The 20,653-nt window shown below is 40.4% G+C and carries 16 protein-coding genes; 4 read left to right on the top strand and 12 right to left on the bottom strand.

From position 1 onward, the window contains the following. Window positions 1–362: 362 nt before the first annotated feature. Window positions 363–1,616, top strand: coding sequence for a mechanosensitive ion channel family protein (locus tag ACP2AF_RS15525; RefSeq protein ID WP_425237063.1), 1,254 nt, complete (start codon window positions 363–365; stop codon window positions 1,614–1,616). 172 nt (window positions 1,617–1,788) lie between these two features. After that, complete coding sequence (locus tag ACP2AF_RS15520; protein ID WP_425237062.1) at window positions 1,789–2,895, top strand: Gfo/Idh/MocA family protein; 1,107 nt, start codon at window positions 1,789–1,791, stop codon at window positions 2,893–2,895. A gap of 36 nt (window positions 2,896–2,931) precedes the next feature. Here ACP2AF_RS15520 and ACP2AF_RS15515 read toward each other — a convergent pair whose 3' ends face one another. The 10 genes from ACP2AF_RS15515 to ACP2AF_RS15470 form a co-directional block, all read right to left on the bottom strand. Further along, complete coding sequence (locus tag ACP2AF_RS15515) at window positions 2,932–3,765, bottom strand: 3-keto-disaccharide hydrolase (protein WP_425237061.1); 834 nt, start codon at window positions 3,763–3,765, stop codon at window positions 2,932–2,934. Between the two features lie 136 nt (window positions 3,766–3,901). Beyond that, window positions 3,902–4,780, bottom strand: a complete 879-nt coding sequence (locus tag ACP2AF_RS15510) for an MORN repeat-containing protein (RefSeq protein ID WP_425237060.1) — start codon at window positions 4,778–4,780, stop codon at window positions 3,902–3,904. A 37-nt stretch (window positions 4,781–4,817) separates the two neighbouring features. Beyond that, complete coding sequence (locus ACP2AF_RS15505) at window positions 4,818–5,651, bottom strand: DUF2490 domain-containing protein (protein ID WP_425237059.1); 834 nt, start codon at window positions 5,649–5,651, stop codon at window positions 4,818–4,820. Window positions 5,652–5,654: 3 nt separating this feature from the next. After that, complete coding sequence (locus ACP2AF_RS15500) at window positions 5,655–7,577, bottom strand: hypothetical protein (RefSeq protein ID WP_425237058.1); 1,923 nt, start codon at window positions 7,575–7,577, stop codon at window positions 5,655–5,657. A gap of 230 nt (window positions 7,578–7,807) precedes the next feature. Beyond that, a complete protein-coding gene (locus ACP2AF_RS15495) occupies window positions 7,808–8,566 on the bottom strand; it encodes a LytR/AlgR family response regulator transcription factor (protein ID WP_425237057.1) in 759 nt (252 codons plus the stop codon). Beyond that, window positions 8,547–9,581 carry a histidine kinase gene (locus ACP2AF_RS15490; protein ID WP_425237056.1) on the bottom strand — a complete coding sequence of 345 codons (1,035 nt, stop codon included), beginning with the start codon at window positions 9,579–9,581 and terminating at the stop codon, window positions 8,547–8,549. The genes ACP2AF_RS15495 and ACP2AF_RS15490 overlap by 20 nt, the downstream gene beginning before the upstream one ends. Next, window positions 9,578–10,462 (bottom strand): sensor histidine kinase, encoded by an 885-nt coding sequence (locus ACP2AF_RS15485; RefSeq protein ID WP_425237055.1) that lies wholly within the window; start codon window positions 10,460–10,462, stop codon window positions 9,578–9,580. Before ACP2AF_RS15485 ends, ACP2AF_RS15490 begins: the two co-directional genes overlap by 4 nt. A gap of 221 nt (window positions 10,463–10,683) precedes the next feature. Next, window positions 10,684–12,141 (bottom strand): hypothetical protein, encoded by a 1,458-nt coding sequence (locus ACP2AF_RS15480; RefSeq protein WP_425237054.1) that lies wholly within the window; start codon window positions 12,139–12,141, stop codon window positions 10,684–10,686. Window positions 12,142–12,488: 347 nt separating this feature from the next. After that, window positions 12,489–13,562: a DUF2911 domain-containing protein gene (locus ACP2AF_RS15475; RefSeq protein ID WP_425237053.1), complete on the bottom strand. Its 1,074-nt coding sequence runs from the start codon at window positions 13,560–13,562 to the stop codon at window positions 12,489–12,491. A 36-nt stretch (window positions 13,563–13,598) separates the two neighbouring features. Then, entirely contained in the window at window positions 13,599–14,702 is a 1,104-nt protein-coding gene (locus ACP2AF_RS15470) for a hypothetical protein (protein WP_425237052.1), read from the bottom strand. Between the two features lie 126 nt (window positions 14,703–14,828). On the opposite strand from ACP2AF_RS15470, the gene ACP2AF_RS15465 reads away from it, so the two are divergent. After that, window positions 14,829–16,082 (top strand): hypothetical protein, encoded by a 1,254-nt coding sequence (locus ACP2AF_RS15465; RefSeq protein ID WP_425237051.1) that lies wholly within the window; start codon window positions 14,829–14,831, stop codon window positions 16,080–16,082. Between the two features lie 26 nt (window positions 16,083–16,108). On the opposite strand, the gene ACP2AF_RS15460 is transcribed toward ACP2AF_RS15465, so the two are convergent. Further along, window positions 16,109–16,834, bottom strand: a complete 726-nt coding sequence (locus tag ACP2AF_RS15460; RefSeq protein ID WP_425237050.1) for a LytR/AlgR family response regulator transcription factor — start codon at window positions 16,832–16,834, stop codon at window positions 16,109–16,111. Beyond that, window positions 16,831–17,964 carry a sensor histidine kinase gene (locus ACP2AF_RS15455; protein ID WP_425237049.1) on the bottom strand — a complete coding sequence of 378 codons (1,134 nt, stop codon included), beginning with the start codon at window positions 17,962–17,964 and terminating at the stop codon, window positions 16,831–16,833. Before ACP2AF_RS15455 ends, ACP2AF_RS15460 begins: the two co-directional genes overlap by 4 nt. A gap of 243 nt (window positions 17,965–18,207) precedes the next feature. Between ACP2AF_RS15455 and ACP2AF_RS15450 the strand changes: the two genes are divergently transcribed. Next, the gene (locus ACP2AF_RS15450) at window positions 18,208–20,643 is read left to right on the top strand and encodes a TonB-dependent receptor domain-containing protein (RefSeq protein ID WP_425237048.1); all 2,436 of its coding nucleotides are present in this window, start codon (window positions 18,208–18,210) and stop codon (window positions 20,641–20,643) included. Window positions 20,644–20,653: the final 10 nt, after the last annotated feature.

Here is a 20,653-nt window from a genome sequence, read left to right as displayed (position 1 = left end):
GGACTATTGGTAAGAATCGTTAATTGAAATCTGACCTACGCCTTTTATGCAGTTACTTTTAAAGCAAGACTACCTGTGTCTATACATGTATCGATTTTCAAAAATTGTATAGTTACTTGGTTACTAGGTTATTACATCGTTCTTTCAAAATAATATAAAGAAACCCCATAGCCCAGTAACTCTTGGAAATTTCAATACTCTTTCAAAACTGTGGGTTTTCAATGCATAGGAGCGGTTTATTTCTTGTCATTTAACCGGAACTATGTTATCTGTTAAATTTTTCATAGGCTTTTCTTCAGTTCACCAAGAGAATTGTAGGTAAGCCTTATTTTTGTAATTGCTAATTTCAACGGAAGACAACTATGGACACCCAATACGGTCATATTCTCTATGATTATCTATTAAAAATGGGAATAACGGAAACCGCGGCATCTTATATTAATCTATTTGTGCTATTGTTGGGCAGTATTGCCATTTCCTGGTTGCTGGATTTCATTATCTGGAAAATTCTACGAACGCTTTCGGTCCGTCTAGCCAGGCAAACAGCGACGAATTTTGATAATTTCCTGGTTGCCAATAAGGTGCCAAGATATATAGCCCATATATTTCCCTTACTGTTCCTTTTTGAGATTACTCCCATAGTATTCATGGATTTCCAATATGGGGAAACCCTTGCCCTAAAGGGATTAATGATTCTTGGCGTATTGTTGGCCCTAATATTGATAAAAAAGCTGTTTGCCAGTGTACGAGACTACTTAAGGACCCTACCTCATTTACGGGACAAACCTTTGGACAGCTACATTCAGGTGTTTATGCTATTTGCTTGGGTGGGCGGTATCCTAACCATTTTTGCCATTATCACGGATACTACCATTTGGAAATTTTTTACAGCCTTAGGTGCCGCATCCGCTGTTATCCTTTTGATTTTTAAGGATTCCATTCTTGGCCTTGTGGCGAGCATACAGGTAAGTATAAACGATATGGTGCGGATCGGTGATTGGATTACCTTTGAGAAATATGGCGCGGACGGCGACGTTATTGAGATTACGCTTGCCACAGTTAAGGTGCAAAACTTTGATAAGACCATCACCACCATCCCGACCTATGCACTAATTTCCGATTCCTTTAAAAATTGGAGAGGGATGCAGAAATCAGGAGGAAGGCGTATTAAACGGGCATTGATAGTACGGCAGAAAAGTGTAAAGTTCCTAAGTCCGGAAAATGTGGAATCCTTGAAACGAATAGAGGTTATTGCTCAATATTTGAAAACTAGGAGCGAAAAAATTGCCGCGTTCAATCAGGAGCGTGGGGTTAATAAGAGTTTGCCTATAAACGGAAGGAACTTGACTAATCTCGGTGTCTTCCGCAAATACGTTGAGAGTTATTTGGAAGCTCACTCTGCTATTAATAAGGACATGACCTTGATGACACGTCAATTAAGCCCTACTCCCCAGGGGATTCCTTTGGAAATCTATGCTTTTAGTAGTGATAAGCGGTGGGAAAATTATGAATATATCATGGCAGATATATTCGACCATTTATTGGCAGCCCTCCCCTATTTTGAGTTGGAAGTTTTTGAACTCCCCACATCTTTGGAATCGGCTGTTTATAATTAGAATGCTTTTAAAGAAATGTTTGAGTTGTCTTCCTGGTTAAAAGAATATACTATTCGATAAATGCGGTACGATCCCAAACTCAGTATTTTTAATATTTTATAACAAAACAATTTTTATTAGGAAGGTGGTATAACTTCATTTTGGTTATTTTAGAACCTATAAACATTACACTATGGGCTCAAGAAGAGATTTTTTAGAAAAATTGACCGTTTCAACAATTAGTTTACCCCTATTGTACAATCCCACAAACTTGTTCGCCGCCTCTGATGAACCTTGTGAAGGACCCGTGCTAAAGGTTGCGCTTATGGGGCTGGGCAGTTACGCTCGTAGGGTGGCAAAGGCAATGGAGTCTTGCAAACGGGCCAAATTGACCGGAATTATTAGTGGAACCCCCTCCAAAATAGTTGAATGGCGCGCCAAATATGGTATTCCTGAAAAGAATTGTTATAACTACGAAAATTTTGACCAAATCAAGGACAACCCGGACATTGATGTAGTTTATGTCATCACGCCCAATGCACTTCATAAAGACCAGACCATAAGGGCGGCAAAGGCCGGGAAACATGTAATCTGCGAAAAGCCTATGGGTGTTAATGCCCAAGAAGGTCAGGAAATGGTAGACGCCTGCAAAGCGGCCAATGTAAAATTGTTGATAGGGTATCGGATGCACTATGAACCAAAGACGGTAGAAGTGATTCGGATGCGTAAGGCAGGTGAATTTGGAAAGCTTAAATTTTTTCAAGGCCAATCCGGATTTACCATTGGAGACCCTACACAATGGCGTTTGAACAAGGAACTGGCCGGCGGAGGTGCCATGATGGATATTGGTATTTACTCAATCAACGGGGCACGTTATATGCTTGGTGAGGAACCTATTTGGGTCACTGCCCAGGAAACAAAAACAGATCCGGTGAAATTTAAGGAAGGTGTGGACGAAACCATACAGTTTCAAATGGGTTTTCCCAGTGGAGCCATAGCTTCTTGCCTATCTACTTACGCCATGAGTCATTTGGATCGTTTTTTTCTTAACGGGGAGGACGGTTTTGCAGAAATGCAACCCTCAACGGGCTATGGCCCTATCAAGGGGCGTACACATAAGGGTGAATTGAAGCAGCCTCATATTACACACCAGACTCTTCAAATGGACGGGATGGCCCAACTCATTTTTGAAGGTGTTGAACCTATTGTACCTCTTGACGGTGAGGAAGGTGTTAAGGATATGAAGATTATAGATGCCATATACCTAGCGGTAAAGACCGGAAAACGTGTTGATTTATGACATATTAATACAACTTCTAAAAGTGATAATAGAAGACTAATATTCCAATAGCTCTATTTTTCGAAAGTCGATGGGATGGCTATTGGATTGAAAGGAAAGATAGCCGCCCTTTACAGAGGTATCTCCATCCACAATCAATGTTTTTGCAGTTTCGTTGTTGGGATCGTAAGTGGGATTTGTATAACTTAAAATCTCTTCTCCATTGACAAAGTGGATTATTTCTCCATCCTTGATATCTATTTCCGCAGTTACCCATTGATCTCCGTGAAAGGTTCGGGGTACCGTCGCCGGAATACAGGTAGTCGTATTCTTTGCTCCATCAAATTCCACAAAGATTCCGTTAACGCATAAGGCTCCCAACGGGCGGTCGTCCTTACCATTTCCGCCATGGAAATTATATTCCATACAAACAGGAAATGGTTGATTCAATTTTTGTGTATTTGGTGGTTGGCCGTGAAATTGAATACCACTATCGCGATAGCCCCATTCCGGTGCCCCTGGTGCTGTTTCGCCCACAAATCGGTATTCTACTTTGAGGCGATAGTCCGTGAGTCTTTTATCAAAGTACAAGGTACCAAAACGACCCTTTAAATCAGGGCCGTAACCGTCATAACGGATACTTAGGATGCCATCGGAGACGCGAAAGGTATTACCGAAATTTTCACCAAGGGGATAACCCTTTATTTTCATGGTCCATCCTTCCAAATCCTTTCCGTTGAAGATAGATACCCAGTTGCTCTTTTTCGATTCGGTTTTTTCCAAAACAGCTGATTCCTTACTGGCGCTAGTCTTTTTTTCTCCACAGGAAACCAGTACTAAAGTGAACGATAATAGGAAATATTTCAAGAAGTCATAACAAATAGCTCGCATTGTGGTAAGGCTTATGTAAAAGACAATTTCTCTCTAAATATAGTTAAAGGAAAACCATTGCATGTAGATCTATTGCAATTTCTTTTCTTATAAAAGGGAATGGGAACTAAGTCTAAATTTGTGGGGAGACACTGGTTTAACGGCTTTCCTTTTTTTGTTTTTTATCAGCCTGCACCAACTCATCTTCCTGCCAAACACCATCGGCGATGATTTTACCGTCCTTACCATAGAATATGCCTTCACCACTTCGTTGGTCCGCCTTCCATGCCCCCGTATATTTTTCCCCATTAGGCCAGTAATACGTTCCTTGTCCGTGCCGCTTGTCGTTTACGTAATTTCCAATGTAGTATTCTCCGTCGGGCCAATAAAAGGTACCTTTGCCGTGCCGTTGGTTGTCCTTCCATTCCCCTTCATAGCGGCTACCTGTATCCAGAAGTGCCAATCCATGGCCATTGGCTTTTTTGTTTTTAACCTCTCCAACGTAATGCATTTGACTTCCCTTACTGCTGGTAAAGGTCAAATACTCACCAAAAGATTTCTTCTGCAGTTGACGTTCCATACGGGCCAATCGTACCTTGGTCTTTTCAAGGGCAAAGCTTAGGGAATCGTACTGTCGGATCTCTTTTGCAGAGGCCAAATGCTCGGTTTGATTTGAGTCAAGAGCTTGGAGTTGGGCAATTAAGGATGCATCCGAATGGATTGCCTTCTGCATTTTCATCAACCTTTCTGCAAGCGAAATACGAAGCTGAATTCCGGTACTATCGTTCTCCCCAGAAATAATCAATTGATTTCGGTAGTCTTTTAGGGCGGTTTTGTAATCACCTTTTATCAGTGCAGAATCAATTTGCAAAAGACTTTGGTAAACGTTCATCCGCTCATCAATCTGCTCCTGGAACGCCCTGTTTGCCTGAAGCTCATTTTGAAGATTGTTGGTCTTCAATTGATAGAATACGATGATACCAACGGCAAACACTAATAAAAGATAGGATATAATGGTACGATTTTGTTTTTTCATGCTATAGAAAGTTCGGTCAACGCATTGATATACGTATTTAATCGTTGAAGTGGATTTCGGGTAGCTTATTTTTTACCTTTCTAAAATCGGGAGAGAAATACATATGGAACCTTAAGGTCCAACTTTGCTTGTAAATCCCCCCATTACTTAACTCTTGCCCGTGGGAATACATCAATCCCGCAGCGAAGGTAAGCCTAGGGGTTACAATATACCCCAATGTAGTGGTCAACCGTAAATCTTCCATAGGACTTGCAACCACTTCTTTTCCACTCTGCATGATCAATTCGGCCTCGGGGGCAACATAGAATGTTTTTGGTTCCAGTTTATGACTGTTCAGGGGTACTTTTAATCGGAACATATACCGCCATCGATTCCTAAAAATGTATTCGCTATTTTCTGCAAAACCTTGGCTCCAACGGTGTTCGATTCGAATGCGATGATAGGTCATAACACTGGACAGCGGCATAGCAAACAGATACTGGTGCCAAATACGCCATTCGGGCACTAAATTGCGATCCATAGAATCTTCATTGGTATTGAAATTAAGGCGCAATACCCCTCCCAAACTAACATTGAATTTCTTGGAATAAATATAACCTATGGCGTGTCGGTTATAAATCTGTGCCATTTGCCCCACAAATGGGGTGCTTTCCGTTTCCTGAAGCCTAAAGTGGGTTTGTGCTACCCAAAACAAACGCTTTGAAATGCGGATGTTGCCATAGGTGTTAAACCATACCTTGGTAACCGGCTCCTTAAATTTGGATTCCAAAGGGAGTACCTCTTGCCCTTCCTCCTGCGCGGATAAGGGCAATGAACTACAAATCAGAAACAAGATCAATACCCATGCGGGATTTTTGCCATGATGCCTCATCCGCTAATTTTCTTTGGCCTGGTTTTGGATGTTGAACAATTGCATGACCGTTTTTGGGTCTTGCTCTTTTCGAAGCTTTCGTTCCAATTTTGAGGTTTCCTCCTCTCTAAGTTCCACCATGCGTCGGTAGGTACCTCGCATAAGCATCACCAATTCACCGGCGTTATCACAACTAAGATCGGATTGTGCCCATTCTAAAAAATAGGGTACAAGCACTTTGCGATAGGCAGCAGTAATCCGTTTTTTTACTTCTTCATTCATCACGGTAGCGGTAAAGGGGTTCCAAACACCATCTTGGTACCGTTCTTGTATTTCTTCCCATTGTGCTGGTAATACAACCACCGCCTTGGTCAATGCCATCAACTGGGTATAGCAATCTACCAGTTCCCTGGCGTATTGAAACTTGGACGTTACTTCTTCCATCGCCGAATACCTACTTAAACTTTTATCGGCTATGGCTTTGATTTGTATTAAGGCACCTTTGTTAACCTGGGTTATAGTGCTGCCAACCGAATCTATTAAGTTGTTCAGTCCATTGCTTTGAGCGATCAATTCTTCCTCCAAGGCAATGAGTTCCTGTTGTCGCTGCTCCTTGGTTAGTTTGTTGTTCAACAAATGCTGTATGGAGTCCAGACTAAAGGTTGCATATTGGGCAAGTTTCTCTACGGATGACATGGTGTTTCCATCAAAATTAAATCGTTCTGCATTGGGCAAAACAAAAGTTCTGGTTGCGCCGACACTATCGGCTTCCTTGCCCACTTCAATTTTTACAGATGGTTTTCCTTTAGGCCATAATTTGCGTATTAGTTGATCTCGCCTAACAAATTCAAGAATACCTTGTTCTTGGTAACCGACCACTTTTTCAATGGGATTTAAAAAATGCTCTGAAATGGTGCTTACAACGGAATACAGAAAAAGTGCCTCCTCATCAGATAGTTTTAAAATGTTCAGTTGTGTACTGCTCAATAAGGATTCGCTGATGGTCCTCGATTTTTCAAAATAGACTCTAATGGTATCCAGTTGTGCCTTTTCCATAGGATTCAAGGGGAAATGGGCCACTTTTACCTTAAACTCGGGCAAAAAAGCCGACTCCCCTAATTCAGATAAAATGTCATCTATTTTTTTATAGTATTGGGCATTTTCGGCCAGCAACTTGGGCATGCCCGTTTCAAAAATATTGAGTGTATCACTTACCGGGAGTTGTAGCTGCAGTATATTTATGTAACGTGCATCCAAATTGATAGTTTTCCTTTGTTCTGCACTGTTGACGGATATTTGTACAACTTTGGTTTCATCATTTTCCCCGCTCTGGACTTTTTCCAACACCCCATCATTAAAAAACCAACTTTCTACTGCCTCAACTTCATCGGTAATATATAGAGACCATTCATCATGCGCCAATCCATTCCGAAGAAACCTGCCAACAAGGGTGCTGCTTTCATTTTCAATACGGAAACTACGCTGGGGAATACCATTTTCAAATACAATATTGCTTTTGAACAAGACTTGTTCTATTTCCGAATCCTTAATGCGATTTACCGTGTAGGTCCAAGCGCCGTCAGGTTTTCCTTCTTTTAAAGTCCCATTTGCTTCCTCCTGCGTTCCGCTAACCAATACTCTATATTGGTAATCTATAACCTGTGTTTGGCTAGTGGACTGAAATTCCCCGAACTGGAATCGCCAAGACCCGTTGGGATAATGGTCTTTAAATGTTCCCGAAAACAAAAAGGAAGAATCCTCGTTTTCCAAAAGCGCCTGGAGATTGGACCGTTCCATTAAAAAAGGACCGTCAAGTAAAGTATCCTTACCTACTACTTTATAATCATATCCTGCTTCTCCCTTGTATTCGCCTACCTGCAAAGGACCAGCGTAATGCAGCTTCTCCTGTCCCTGTAAAGCCAAAGGGATACAAACAAGCACTGCCAAAAGCACTGTTGAAACAAAAGGATATTTCGTTTTGAACCCAATCATTCGGCAAAAAAACTAAATTTAATTTACAAGTGATAGGTATAGTACGAAAAAATGAAGCTTTCGGATTTTATGTTGGGTTCAATTTCGATAATTACTAAAAACGCCCTATATAAATCGCATTGTATTTAGATTTGATTTGTTTGGTTTTATGTAATTGGATGGTTATTTGTGCTTGTCCAAGGTTATCAAATTCCTTCAAACCACAACTTGAATTTTGCTACCTTCTCCCTACTTACTATCAATTCGTTCTCAGTTTTGGGGTTGAGCGTTAGTTTTAATCGTCTGTTGGCATACACGACCACATCCTCTATAGCATTGATATGTACAACAAAACTGCGATTGGTCCGTAAAAACTTTTTGGGATCCAGTAACTCCTCAAGTGACTCTAGGGTATACTCAATAAGATATTTCTTGCCGTTGGTCCGTTTTAGATATACGTCCCGACCTTCGGCATAAAAATAACCAATGGATTCAGTGGGTATGGAATGAATATGATTACCCATCCGGACCAGAAAACGATCCTTATATGACTTTTTGCCAAGTTGTTGTACCAAAGGACTTATTTCCGGGTGCCGGGAGAATTGTTCCTTTAGAGATTTTAATTTATTTAGCGCCTTGGAAAGATCAGTAAACGTAATGGGCTTTAGGAGGTAATCTATACTGTTCACCTTAAAGGCATCAATGGCAAATTCATCAAAAGCAGTAGTGAAAATCACAGGTTTTTCTACGGAGATGGTAGAAAAAATCTCGAAACTCAAACCATCCGTAAGTTGTACGTCCATAAAGAAAAGATCTACGGTCTCCTGGTGCTCCCCTATCCAAGGAATGGCCGTTTCAAGGGAAGATAGCTTAATCAATACTTCAATATCCCTATTGTATTTGAGGAGATAGCGTTCCAGTTTTTCGGCCGCCAGATATTCGTCCTCAATAATGACTACTTTCATCCAATTTTAGTTTTGGAATTTCAACTATTTTGTAAGGGTCTCTGGCTACTACCTGTACCGGCTTATCCGTGTAAAATTGATAATTTCCCGCTATATCGCTAAGTTCTTCCGTATGGAAACCGCCTCTTAAAACCTCTTCTGGCACATATTGAATCAAAATGCGATCCGAGTCTTCCAAAATATCAAATGTCAAATACACCTCTGGTGAAACAATGGTACTTCGTATTATCCTTTCCACCACCGTTAATAGACTTCCTGGAATTATCCAGGTATCGGTTACCCCTACCCTGCCCAAAGTTATTTTCCTATAGGGCAAGTATGCTAGCAATTGTAGTAATTCGTTCAGTACATTTAGTTCCTCCAAAAAAGGTACCAGTTCCCGTTTTTTTCGAGCCAAAACATATCGATATACACTGGAAAAATGATCGCATAAAAGTTCTGCCCGGTTCGTGTCTTTCTTCATTAAAACGAGTAAGGATTCAAGACTTTCAAATAGAAGTTCGGGGTTGATTCCTTTTTTGAATCGTCTAAAATCAGCTTCAATTTCCTCCTTCGCCAAAATCTCCCTGGTAATGAGCTCTGTGTTTACCTTGTACAAAAACTGATGACTTAGGTATAGCACCAAATAAATCAAGGTAATCACTGAAAATATACTATTGAAAATAAATAATTCCCTATGATTGGGTGTATACCCTAGGACGTATGTGAAATAAAGATACATGGCAGCTGAGACCAAACCTATACCAATAACGACCGAACTGATGAGATGTAGTACCAATTTCAATATGAAACTTTTGGGTTGTGACAAACGTTCAAACCAGAGCAGGGAAAGCCTTGCGTATTCCTGTATGAGATAGGCTAAACCAATACATACGTACAGTTCCTGTCCAAGAAAAGTCTCCTGCAATTGCCCAATGTTATTATTGATAAGTAAAATAAGTAAGTACACCAAAGTACCACTGAACAAGGGACTCAACAGCCTAAATAGTAGATGGTGTACAAATAGTTTTTTCACGATATCAAGGGTAAGGTTACGGTAAAACTTTGATCATCGGTTATTTCTATGGATTTGTTGGCCAACAATTCATAACGTGAAGCGATATTTTGCAATCCGATTTTAAGAGAGTCTATTTTTGGACGTTTGCCGGTTTTAATATTGGAAACCTTTATCCTTTCATCTATAATCGACATTTTAACTTCCAAAGGTTGTTCTGGACCCATGACGTTGTGCTTTGCCGCATTTTCGACCAACATTTGAAGGGTTAACGGAGGTATTTTGCTCTGTAGCACGTAATCCGGAAACTGTATATCCAAATGGAACTGTTCCCCAAAACGGGTTTTCATTAAAAAATAATAGGCTTGCACAAAGGATAGCTCTTCGGCCACGCTTACTAAGGGCGATTCGTATTTGCGAAGTACATATTCGTAGGAGCCTGCTAGGGACCGTATAAATAATTCGGCTTTGTGGGTATCCTTTTGAAATAAGGAAGAAAGTGTATTAATGCTATTGAAGAGAAAATGTGGACTCAACTGTGATTTTAAGGCGGTAAGTTGTAGCTGGATCTGTTTCCGTTTCAATTGTGCTTCCATTACTTGTCCTTTCGAATACTCATAATAGGAATGGAAGGCAAAATAGATGATGTTATAAATCAGTGCCGTACAAAATAGAAGAATTCCGATCTTTAGTAAGATATCTTTAGTGTCCGGTATAAAAAGGGAAGATGCCCCTAGTGATTGGTCATAAATCCAAAGTATCCCAAACACCAATACTTGACCCATTGTTCCGTGCACCAAAATTCCGGTCAGGAGGCGTAGTCCCGGTTGTCTTTTCCAAGGAACTAGCGTATTGATAAATGGATTGCTAAAATGGATAACATACGATATGAATATTCCCATAAACCCGCTCAAGACTAGTTCCCTCGCGCTTTGGAAACCGCTAAAATTTACAAAACCATAAACAAGAACCCCAAGTAGGAACCCTACAAAAAATAGGCTGAGATGTTTTCTCACGGTCGGTTGGTATAAAAATTCTTTTGAAATCCACTTCATCCCACCAAAATACTCAATATTACAGTATTGTAACAGGAGTATTTGGGCAGTTGAAGTAAAGGCTCAAATTAGTGGATGGCACGGATGGCTTTTCCATAATGCAATTCCGACGATATACTGCCACATGCATCTCTATAGGCTTCCTTAACCGTATCTCCCTTTTCCCGTACCGCTGGGGCATATGCCATTAGGGATATTGATTGGTGATGATCGGAACTCATGCTTCGGGTGGCAGCGAGGATATTGATCAATTGATCGGAGTCAAAACTTTTCTTTGCCAGTTGCTTGAACACCTCTGTCTGATGCGTATCGGAACTCATCCCTTTTAGCGCCGAAAGTAGGGCTTCCAAACCACCTCCATCAAGGTCTTGTTTTAGGACAGCCTTCTTCAATACCTGGGCCTTGTGATGGTCGGAACTCATGTTGCGATTTACCAATTGAAGTACATCCGTTAAAGACTTTCCATCCAATTTTTTGTTCAATACCGCAGAAAAAACATTTGCGCTATGATGATCTGAACTCATAGTGGATATGGATTTAAGAAGCGTATTATAAACACTTCTCGAAAGTTCGGGGGAGGTAAGGGCTGCTTTTAAAACCTGTTCCTTGTGATGGTCGGAATTAATGCTTTGCGATGTGGCGATCAATACATTGATGTTTTCGGTATTGAGAGGCCTATTTTTCAAGGCGGTCAACAGCACTTGTGCCTTATGATGGTCAGAACTGATATTTTCGGTAATCGCAAAAAGGGATTTCATCCGAGTCTCGGAAATTTCACCGTCCCTTATGGATTTTTTGAGTACTTCCGCCTTGTGATGGTCGGAACTTATTTTGCCTGTTGCTTCTATATAAGCGGCTGTTGTACCATCCGTAGCTAAAAATGTCTTCGTTTTGTGTTTAAGGATTTGTGCTTTGTGGTGGTCGGAACTGATATCGTTTCCGACAACTTTCAATATGGCGGTCAAATCATTGTTATTTGGGTTTTTGTCCAACAGAAGCCTGATATATGTTGACTTAACATGGTCGCTGTGCATATTCCCAACTTCTTGGAGCACGGCATAAGTGCCTCCTTTTTTATAGAACCGGTTTACTCGTTGTTTGGCACCCAATGTAGATGACCGGAGCACTTCCGGAAGTATTTCGGCTAGCCATTTTCTTCCTTCGGATTCAAAGTTTTCCTCTGAACGGCCCACATAATACTTCTTGATGAGTTTCCCGTTGGCATCAGGCTCTATAAAAATACGTCGCCGATTACCGAATGCAGATTTTTTGATTTCCATATAACCACCTCTTGAAATGGCCTTGATGTCCTTGTCGTCATCTGATAATGTGATGTCCCCTTCATATTCAAGCGAAAAACTCTTTTTGTTGCCATTTTTGACCGTAATGGTGGTCTTTCCATTGTTCTTGTTCACACTAACGGAGGAGTAATGCTTTTGTGCATGGGCCTCTCCTGTGCTTACCCAAAAAAGAAGTACTAACAAATTCAAAAGCATACCGAGGAAAACTTTAGATAGATTAATCATGATTGTTCGTTTTTTGATTGATGATAGGTCAAAGATGCAACCTGTCATCGCTTCAAAAAAAATAAATGTAATGAGTTGGACAATCTATGTAGTGAACTGTACGATCAAAGCTTAACGATTCAAAAAGAAGCTAAAAGGAAACAAATGATTCGGCAAGCCTTTAAGTATCGTCCAAGACTTTTCAAAAAGAAGAATGACTGGCCTAAAGAGGTCATGGCTAGTGTTTTTCCATGATGGATGGAGATTATTGGGCCTCTACAAAAAACAACTGATTATCCCAAAGAAAGGGTACCGCGAAGTGAGGTTTGGAGGGTTCAATGAAACAATTTATTCGTTTGATATTTCCATTATTTATTGTCTAATATCACTTTATTGGATAAGTACATATAACGGGTATAGGGTTTGGATTTTTCTCCGGCGTATTCATAAGCCTTGCCAAAGTGAAAGGTAGCTTTTTCCTGGTTCTTATCCTTTATGTAATATTCACCCATGGCCAAATGGGCGACATAATTGTTGGGCTCTTTTTTCAGCATTGCAGATAAGAGGTTATAGGTTTTCTCCCTGTCTCCTTCCAGAAGCATAAAGCTAAGTGGATAATAGTAAAAATATGGGAACCCCTCACCTAAGGCAGTTGCTTCTTCTTTGTACTTTTGGCTCTCTTTTACCCTACCCTTTTTTTCCAATAATTCTGATTTCAGCATTGTATTTCGAAACTCCTCTTTGATGTCCATTGATTTTTCCACATAGCCCAAGGCCTTATCCAAATCTTTTGGATTTTGGGTAATCGTAAGTTGCGCGATTTTAATATAATCGTCCACAGTCTTTTCCTCTTTGTTTTTCAAGTCCATTAAGACGTTGGCCGTTACATCAACCGAAATTTGAATGCCACATTTTATATCCGTCCAATGCAGTTCCAAGATGGCCGATTCTGGTTCACGGGATACAAAGTCATAGCTCAACCATTCCTGATAAGGTGCTTTTTTTGGAATCGCGGTTACGCGCAAGGCGTCTTCTTCTTTTTTATAACTAAAACTACCCCAACTTTTTGCATTTTTGGAGAATATGTAAATCCATTCATTTTTTGTGACAAAAATATGTAGACCATATTTTCCTTTGGGCAATGGCCGCCCTTGAATCATGACGTCATGGGTAAACACTATGGTAGTATTTTCATTTGAGCCTGCCCGCCACGGATATTCTATTCCGTCAACAACAAAGTCATACGGAACGATTCCCCCAAAAACTTCCCGTCCTTTTGCCAAGGGGCTGTGGTATACCACAGTGATGTCGGTTGTACCGATGCGTTGTGTAATACTTGCCCTTTGACTAACTTTTGTCGCCACTAACATATCTTGAGCGTTCGCTCCAAGGAGTCCCAACGCAAGAGTAACGAACATGTATCTTGAAATAACTTTTTTCATCGGCCTATATTTTTGAGTCTTTACGTAGTGTAGTGCTTATCGTATTTTAATCCCGGAAGGATCGGAAAATCTTCCCGTTACCAACCATCCTCCAAAATCTTCGGATACGGCTACTAAAAGTGTGTTTTTTCCTTTTTTAAGATCGAGATAAACGGCATCGAACAGACCAACTGTGCCCAAATAACGGTAGTCTCTAGATCGAAATCTGTTGGTGCCCCTGTATATAGGTTGTTCGTTTAAAATAACCACGGCCCTATCACTATATCCAAATTCGAAAAGTTTGGTTTGATCCTTGTCCGAGGTAACGGTGATTTTAGCAAATACCGTATTCCCAGGTCCATCATCGTACAATTGTACCTGTCTGGATATGTTGGCAGCGGTACCTTCCTCTACATTGATTTTTTTGCCCCAAGTTCTGCTGTTGATTACAGTTTTAAGCCCTGTATGTTCTTTTATTAATTTTTCCTCGAATTTATCCGATAGTTCCCATTGTGGAACTAACCCTTCGATCGGTTTTCTTTCAATCGGTTTGAAGTCCTTAATTTCGTAGTCCTCCTTGTTTATGGTAATATTGGCAATATGAAGGGCCTTTGCTCCACCGCCCGTAAGTCGGATTCCACCTTCTTTGGCTTCATGGAAAAGATTCCAGGACAGATTTGGCCGTTTTGCATGGTTCAAATACACCTGTGCCCTATTTCCATCGACCACTATTTTAACATGGGTCCAATCATCATAAGTATACTCATAGGGAAAGGAATATCTGGGACCAAAATAAAGTTGCCATGGTGTAATTCCTTTCGTCGAAGGGATGGCTTGATTGGCATCTGGATTACCCGATTGGTGAGGGCGTAAATAAAAATGTTCGGCATCAGAATCGTTAATCCTAAAATAGATTCCTGGAAATGCGGGTGCTTTCTTTAAAAAAATGTCATATTCAATAGTGCCGTTCAAAAAAAGAACATCCTTTAAGGCTATTTCCCCATCCTTAAGATAAATGGCTTCCTGTCCTTTAAAATTCTCAAGTACGTAGGATTTCGCATTGATATCCCAATGAACCGTGTCCAAGGGAATTGCTTTCTGCGCCAATCCAAAAGTAATACTACTTAACATGATACCGATACTACATAGTCTTTTCATCATTTGATTTAAATTTTATTTTTCGAAATTCCATAACCCGGTCAATATGTGGAAAACAAATTGGTTCAAGTTGGTTCATTCCTATTCAGATCTTATTTTTTTGTGATCTTTGTAGCATAGGCTATACTGATGTTTCCGGAATACAAATTGGTACAACAATGTTTACGACGGATTGAAGACAATCTGGGTTGGGGCACTTCCAGCGAGTGGCACAATGATATGTTCGTTGAACTGAGTGAACAAATTCAAAAACGCACACAGGTCCTGTTAAGCCCAACTACTTTGAAGAGGGTTTGGGGCCGAGTGAATTATCAAAGTGCTCCCAGCATTACCACTTTAAATACGCTGGCCCAATTTGCGGGATACCAAAATTGGAGGGATTTTAAGAATTCCCATGCCGTAAAGAAACCATCCTGGTTATCCCAAAAATTGAGCCCAAACTTGGGAATTATCATGTTAGGAGCCTCTGCAATGACCCTTGTTTTCATTTCCTTGTATTCCTTAACTGGATCAAAAAATGGTGCGGATGCCGTAGACATTTCAAAAATAGGATTTAGCAGTAGACCCATAACCAGTGGTCTGCCCAACTCCGTAGTTTTTGACCTTGATCTTGATGGAATCCGGTCGGATAGTATCCATATACAGCAATATTGGGATCCGACGAAAACTATTGGTTTAAAATCAGGGCAGAAACAAGCTACGGGCCAATACTATTTTCCAGGATATTTCCGGGCTAAACTCTTGGTGGATGGAACGGTTCTTAAACAACACGACCTTTTTATTAAAACGGAAGGTTGGTTGGGTACCTTGGATTATTCTCCAATTCCTAAATACGTCCCTGAAGATAGGATAAGGAAAGGTACGCTGTCCTTTTCCCAATCCATACTTGAGGAAATAGCATCAAGTGAACAGCCATTTTTCAGCACCTATCATATGGTAGATGATTTTGCTACAGTTTCCGGAGATAACTTTGTCCTTACCACTTCCATTAGAAATACGTATCGGGAGAAGTGGGCCGTTTGTCAGAAGGCCGCTATTGTAATTTTAGGGACAAAGAGCGCGATGATCGTTGAATTTTCCATTCCCGGTTGTGTTTCGGAAGTTGGGGTTATGATGAGCGATGTATATATTAGCGGTAAGGAACACGACTTATCCGGTCTGGGTGTTGATTTGTCCGATACTCAAAACTTTAAAATCGAAGTAAGGAATAAACAGCTTAGGGTGTTTTTGGAAAATGAGCAGTTGTTTATAGGCGAGTACCATGAATCGTTGGGTACCATTGTAGGTATTCGGTATCGGTTTTTGGGGGCCGGAGAGGTCTCATACACAAAACTTACCGACTTATCCGGCCATACGGTAGCTCTTGAAGATGATTTTAAGTAAATCCATTAAAGACTAGCTTTCGAAGCTCATTTGCCATCCCAAAGATTGTTCCCTAAAATTTTGGGAAGGACTTCTTTTTTATAATTACGGCTTAACGGTATGGTGTGGGAACGGATCTGAATCTCGTGCTGGGCCACTCCATCAATTTTATCTACCGCCACGATATAGGATTTATGTACCCGTAAAAAAGCGGTCGGATTCAATTTCTCCTGTACGTTCTTTAGAAATAATAGGCTCACATATTTACGTTGTAAGGTCTGGATGATTACATAATTCTGCATAGCCTGTACAAAGAGGATTTCATCATGATATATCCGCTCGTATTTTCCATCGCACTTAATAAAAAAACAGCTTCGTTCTTCGGCTCTACCAACCTGGGTATATTGCTTTTCTAAGAGTCCTATCTGCTGCTTGGCCTTGGTTGCCGCTGTAAAAAAACGATTAAAGGAAACAGGTTTTAAAAGATAATCCAGAACATTTAGGTCAAACCCTTCAATGGCATAATTTGGAAAGGCAGTGGTTAAGATGGTCATTGGAGGTTTGGGATTGGACTTCAAATACTCCAAACCGTTCATCAAGGGCATTTGCACATCCAAGAATAATAGGTCAACGGTGTTCTCTCCCAACAGACGGGGAATATCCAAGGCAGAAATACCCGTTCCTATACAATTCATAAAATCTACCTGACCAATATAATTGGTGATACATTCCCGGGCCAAGGGTTCATCATCGATTACAATACAGTTGATCATCCACCTACTTTTTTTAACGCTTCCTGGATTTCCTTTTGCAATTTCAACTGTAATTTTACGGTATGCATATCTTCTCCTTTGGTCACTATCAAAGTATGATCCTCGGGGTAAATAATGACCAATCGTCGTTTTACATTTCTAAGGCCCAAACCACCATATACAACTCCCTCTGGAAGTGAATGTTGCAACTCAAAATTGGCACTGTTTGCCAATTCAAATACTAGTTCATCCCCTTGCAATTGGATATTCAAGTTAATCCATTTCTTAAGTTTTCGATCTTCGGATAAATGCTTAAAGGCATTTTCAATGAAAGGAATAAGAATAAAAGGGGCAATGGTCAGCCCCTCTATTACTTTAGGTAAGTGGACCTTCAACTCAAAGTTTTGATTTTGGCGCAAGCTTTCCAGTTCCATAAAACTCTCAATATAGGCCAATTCATTCTTTAAGGGAATCTTAGCACTATTGCATTCATAGAGTTGGTACCGCAACAAACTTGAAAACTTGATCAAGGATTCCGAAGCCATTTCCGGGTTTTTATTGATAAGCACAAAAATAGAATTGATGGTGTTGAATAGAAAGTGAGGATTGAATTGCGATTTTAAAAACTTAAGTTCGGTTTCTAATTTCTCTTTTTCCAATGCTTGCTGCCTTTTTTGCGAAGCTACCCAATTCTTCGTCAGTTTTATGCTCATACCTAAAGTCATGGCTCCAACACAGGAAGGCAAGGCATTATGTTTAAAAATGGTCAAAGGACTTCTCGGTGAAAAATTGTAAAGGTCATAGACCGACATATTGGCTACCGCCCCAACAACGAAATAGTTTACTGTAATAAGTGCTGTCATTGCCAGTATGGTAGCAAGAGTAGATGTTAGGAAAAGGACATACCTTCCTTTTTGAAGAAATCTTGGGATAAGTACATATAGACAGAAATAGACTCCCAAGGCCTGATAAACAACGTAACCCAAGTATTTGACTATTCCATGGGGCTTGGTTACCGATTCAAATACTTCTGTAACATCGCCAGAAAAAATAGTCCACCAAGTAAAATGGTACCCGGCCCAGAATAGGATATGGTGTATTTTATAACGTTCCAAAAAGGCTAAAACCGACATTGGAGTGTTGGTCGACATGACTTTAAATTTTTACAACTATACTTTTGTCAAGATACGATCACTGCTCTTGTTTTCAAAAAAGACCCTCTTTAACTTGATATCAGGTAGTATTTAATTGACAAGAGACATTTTATGGCCTATCCATTTAAAATGAACATAAATCCATACAAATAAAGCACGTGGTAAATATATGGCTGCCTATGGTCATTCTCTTTTTCATAACCCTTTTGATTTTGGCTACTTGTAGCCAAAATACAAGATATGAAAGTAAGCGGAACGCTTTTGTTACTTTTTTTAGGATATGCTCAAATGGCCATTGGACAGATTTCGGGTTCGGTATTGGACGAATCAGGAAATACATTGGCCTACGCCAATGTAATATTGATCGATACCTTAAGTAATGAATTACGGGCAGGTGCCACTACCGATGAGGATGGTATCTTTGAAATTGATTTTTCGGAGAGTAGTCATTACACACTACAAATTAGCCTTTTGTCCTTTACCACTTGGAATTCCAAACCTTTTGAGATTTCCGGCACTCCCTTTAAGAAAGCCTTTCCCCCCATTACATTGAAAGAGTCGGTTACCGCTCTTGAGGGGGTCGCCGTGACCGGAAGAAAGAAGCTGATCCAACGCACCCAAGAAGGGACCATCATCAACTTACAACAAAGTATTCTCACCAGGGGCAGTACGGCCTTGCAGTTATTGGAACGTTCTCCGGGAGTAGTGCTGGATCAACGCAACAATAGTTTTTCCTTGAACGGTAGAAGCGGGGTCTTGATTATGATCAATGGAAAACCACAACGTATTCCTACTGCAGACCTAATGGCCATGTTAAGTGGAATGACCGCCGATACCATTGAAAAAATAGAATTGCTTACCAATCCCTCCGCACGCCATGATGTGGATGGCAACGCAGGGATCATCAACATTGTATTGGCCCAAAATGAAACCTTCGGTATACGGGGCAATCTTGGCCTTAGTGCTGGCTATGGTGAAGGACCCAAACAAACCACTAGTATCTCTTTAAATTATGGATCGGAGCGCACTACCCTATTGGGCTCGTATACGTTTTCGTATGATGATTCGTATAGTGGATTTCAGGCGATGGGCGTTACCCAATTACCGGTATTGGGAGGGGATACTTTTATCAATTTTTCGAGCGCCACCCAACGTATGGACCGGAGCCATAATATTAATCTGGGTTATGACTACCAACTATCAAAAAACTCCAATTTCGGCGCGAACATACTGTATAACATATCAAGTCCCATGGTGTCCACCCGTAATCGAGGCCTATATGATTTTAGCAATGCACCCTTCCTGGAAGCAAGAATACATCTGAACGGGGATGGTAACTGGAAAAACCTTAGCACATCTGCTTATTTTGAAACCGGAAATGAGACCCAAAAGTTTACGCTTACGGCGGACTATATCAATTACAATAATCAGAATCCCAATGTGGTAAATAGCTCCTATTTTGATGAGAACGGTGATTCCTTTCAGCCCGATAGTGAAATCTATAATCTGGGAAATCGCGGGTTCAACGAAACCGATATCAATGTAGGGGTATTGAAATTGGACCAACACTACAAACTTGGCGAATATCTTTCTGTTGATGCCGGCCTTAAGGGTTCCCTTTCAAAAACGGTAAACAATGCCCGAATTGAAATTTTGGAGGAAGGGGTTTTTGTTTCCGATGAACGATTTATCAGTACTATTGAAAATGAAGAAAAAATAGGGGCTTTATATGCTCTCTCGGATTACACGATGAGTGAAAAACTGAAAATGCAGTTGGGCCTACGCTATGAGTATTGGGCTCAAGATTTTGATGATGCCAGTCTAAATCGCAGTTTTGGCAAACTGTTCCCATCTGTATTTCTTACACATTCATTTTCTGATACAACAGCATTGAATCTTGCATATACCAAACGTATAACACGACCTAATTATTCGGATTTGGCATCTTTTCTAATTTACAACGGACCAACATCGGTGTTTAGTGGAAATCCACAACTTCTTCCGGCAATAACCGATAACATTAGCCTTGCTTATAACAATAAGTCCTTTAGTCTTTCTTTGTTGGCGACTCATGAGAGGAATCCTATTGCGCGCTTTCAGATAACTCGAAACTCCTTAAGTAATGTTGCCGTAATAGCACCCGTAAATGTGGATTATCAACGAAGTATAGATTTTCAGACCAATATACCCATACGGATAAACCATTGGTGGAGCCTTAATTTGAATGGTACTACCGGTATGAGACAATTTAAATTATTGCATACCGACGAAAAGGTTGAACACAGTTACCTACATTACAATTTTAATGGAACCCAGACCATGTCATTACCGCTAAATCTCTCCTTGGAAATTTCTGGCTGGTACACTTCTGAACATTTCAACGGTAGCACAAAAATAAGTGGATTTGGAAGTCTCAATGCAGGTATAAAGAAAGATTTTAAAAACGGAAGCAGTTTACAATTCTCCATAACGGATATTTTTGAGAGTGTTGACATTGGTTCACAGGTGGGCTCGCTAACCAGAGAGGCTTTTGGAGATGAATTCAAGGTAAAGTATAGTCCTGAATCGGGTTTTTCGCGAATTTATCGAATTAGTTACACCTACCCCTTTGGAAACAGAAAAGTTAAAAATGCAAATACAAGGAGCGGGGCGGATACCGAGAAATCCAGATTGTAATCCATTCAAA

The organism is Ulvibacterium sp., assembly GCF_965248315.1.
Taxonomy (GTDB): domain Bacteria; phylum Bacteroidota; class Bacteroidia; order Flavobacteriales; family Flavobacteriaceae; genus Ulvibacterium.
Note: the sequence above shows the minus strand (reverse complement) of the source record. Positions and strands in the feature narration are given on the sequence as shown.

Bases quoted from the DNA above. Each gene is read 5' to 3' on its own strand.
- ACP2AF_RS15525 (WP_425237063.1), top strand. From the start codon at position 363: ATGGACACCCAATACGGTCATATTCTCTATGATTATCTATTAAAAATG.
- ACP2AF_RS15520 (WP_425237062.1), top strand. From the start codon at position 1,789: ATGGGCTCAAGAAGAGATTTTTTAGAAAAATTGACCGTTTCAACAATT.
- ACP2AF_RS15515 (WP_425237061.1), bottom strand. From the start codon at position 3,765: ATGCGAGCTATTTGTTATGACTTCTTGAAATATTTCCTATTATCGTTC.
- ACP2AF_RS15510 (WP_425237060.1), bottom strand. From the start codon at position 4,780: ATGAAAAAACAAAATCGTACCATTATATCCTATCTTTTATTAGTGTTT.
- ACP2AF_RS15505 (WP_425237059.1), bottom strand. From the start codon at position 5,651: ATGAGGCATCATGGCAAAAATCCCGCATGGGTATTGATCTTGTTTCTG.
- ACP2AF_RS15495 (WP_425237057.1), bottom strand. From the start codon at position 8,566: ATGAAAGTAGTCATTATTGAGGACGAATATCTGGCGGCCGAAAAACTG.
- ACP2AF_RS15485 (WP_425237055.1), bottom strand. From the start codon at position 10,462: ATGGGAATATTCATATCGTATGTTATCCATTTTAGCAATCCATTTATC.
- ACP2AF_RS15480 (WP_425237054.1), bottom strand. From the start codon at position 12,141: ATGATTAATCTATCTAAAGTTTTCCTCGGTATGCTTTTGAATTTGTTA.
- ACP2AF_RS15475 (WP_425237053.1), bottom strand. From the start codon at position 13,562: ATGAAAAAAGTTATTTCAAGATACATGTTCGTTACTCTTGCGTTGGGA.
- ACP2AF_RS15470 (WP_425237052.1), bottom strand. From the start codon at position 14,702: ATGATGAAAAGACTATGTAGTATCGGTATCATGTTAAGTAGTATTACT.
- ACP2AF_RS15465 (WP_425237051.1), top strand. From the start codon at position 14,829: ATGTTTCCGGAATACAAATTGGTACAACAATGTTTACGACGGATTGAA.
- ACP2AF_RS15460 (WP_425237050.1), bottom strand. From the start codon at position 16,834: ATGATCAACTGTATTGTAATCGATGATGAACCCTTGGCCCGGGAATGT.
- ACP2AF_RS15455 (WP_425237049.1), bottom strand. From the start codon at position 17,964: ATGTCGACCAACACTCCAATGTCGGTTTTAGCCTTTTTGGAACGTTAT.
- ACP2AF_RS15450 (WP_425237048.1), top strand. From the start codon at position 18,208: ATGAAAGTAAGCGGAACGCTTTTGTTACTTTTTTTAGGATATGCTCAA.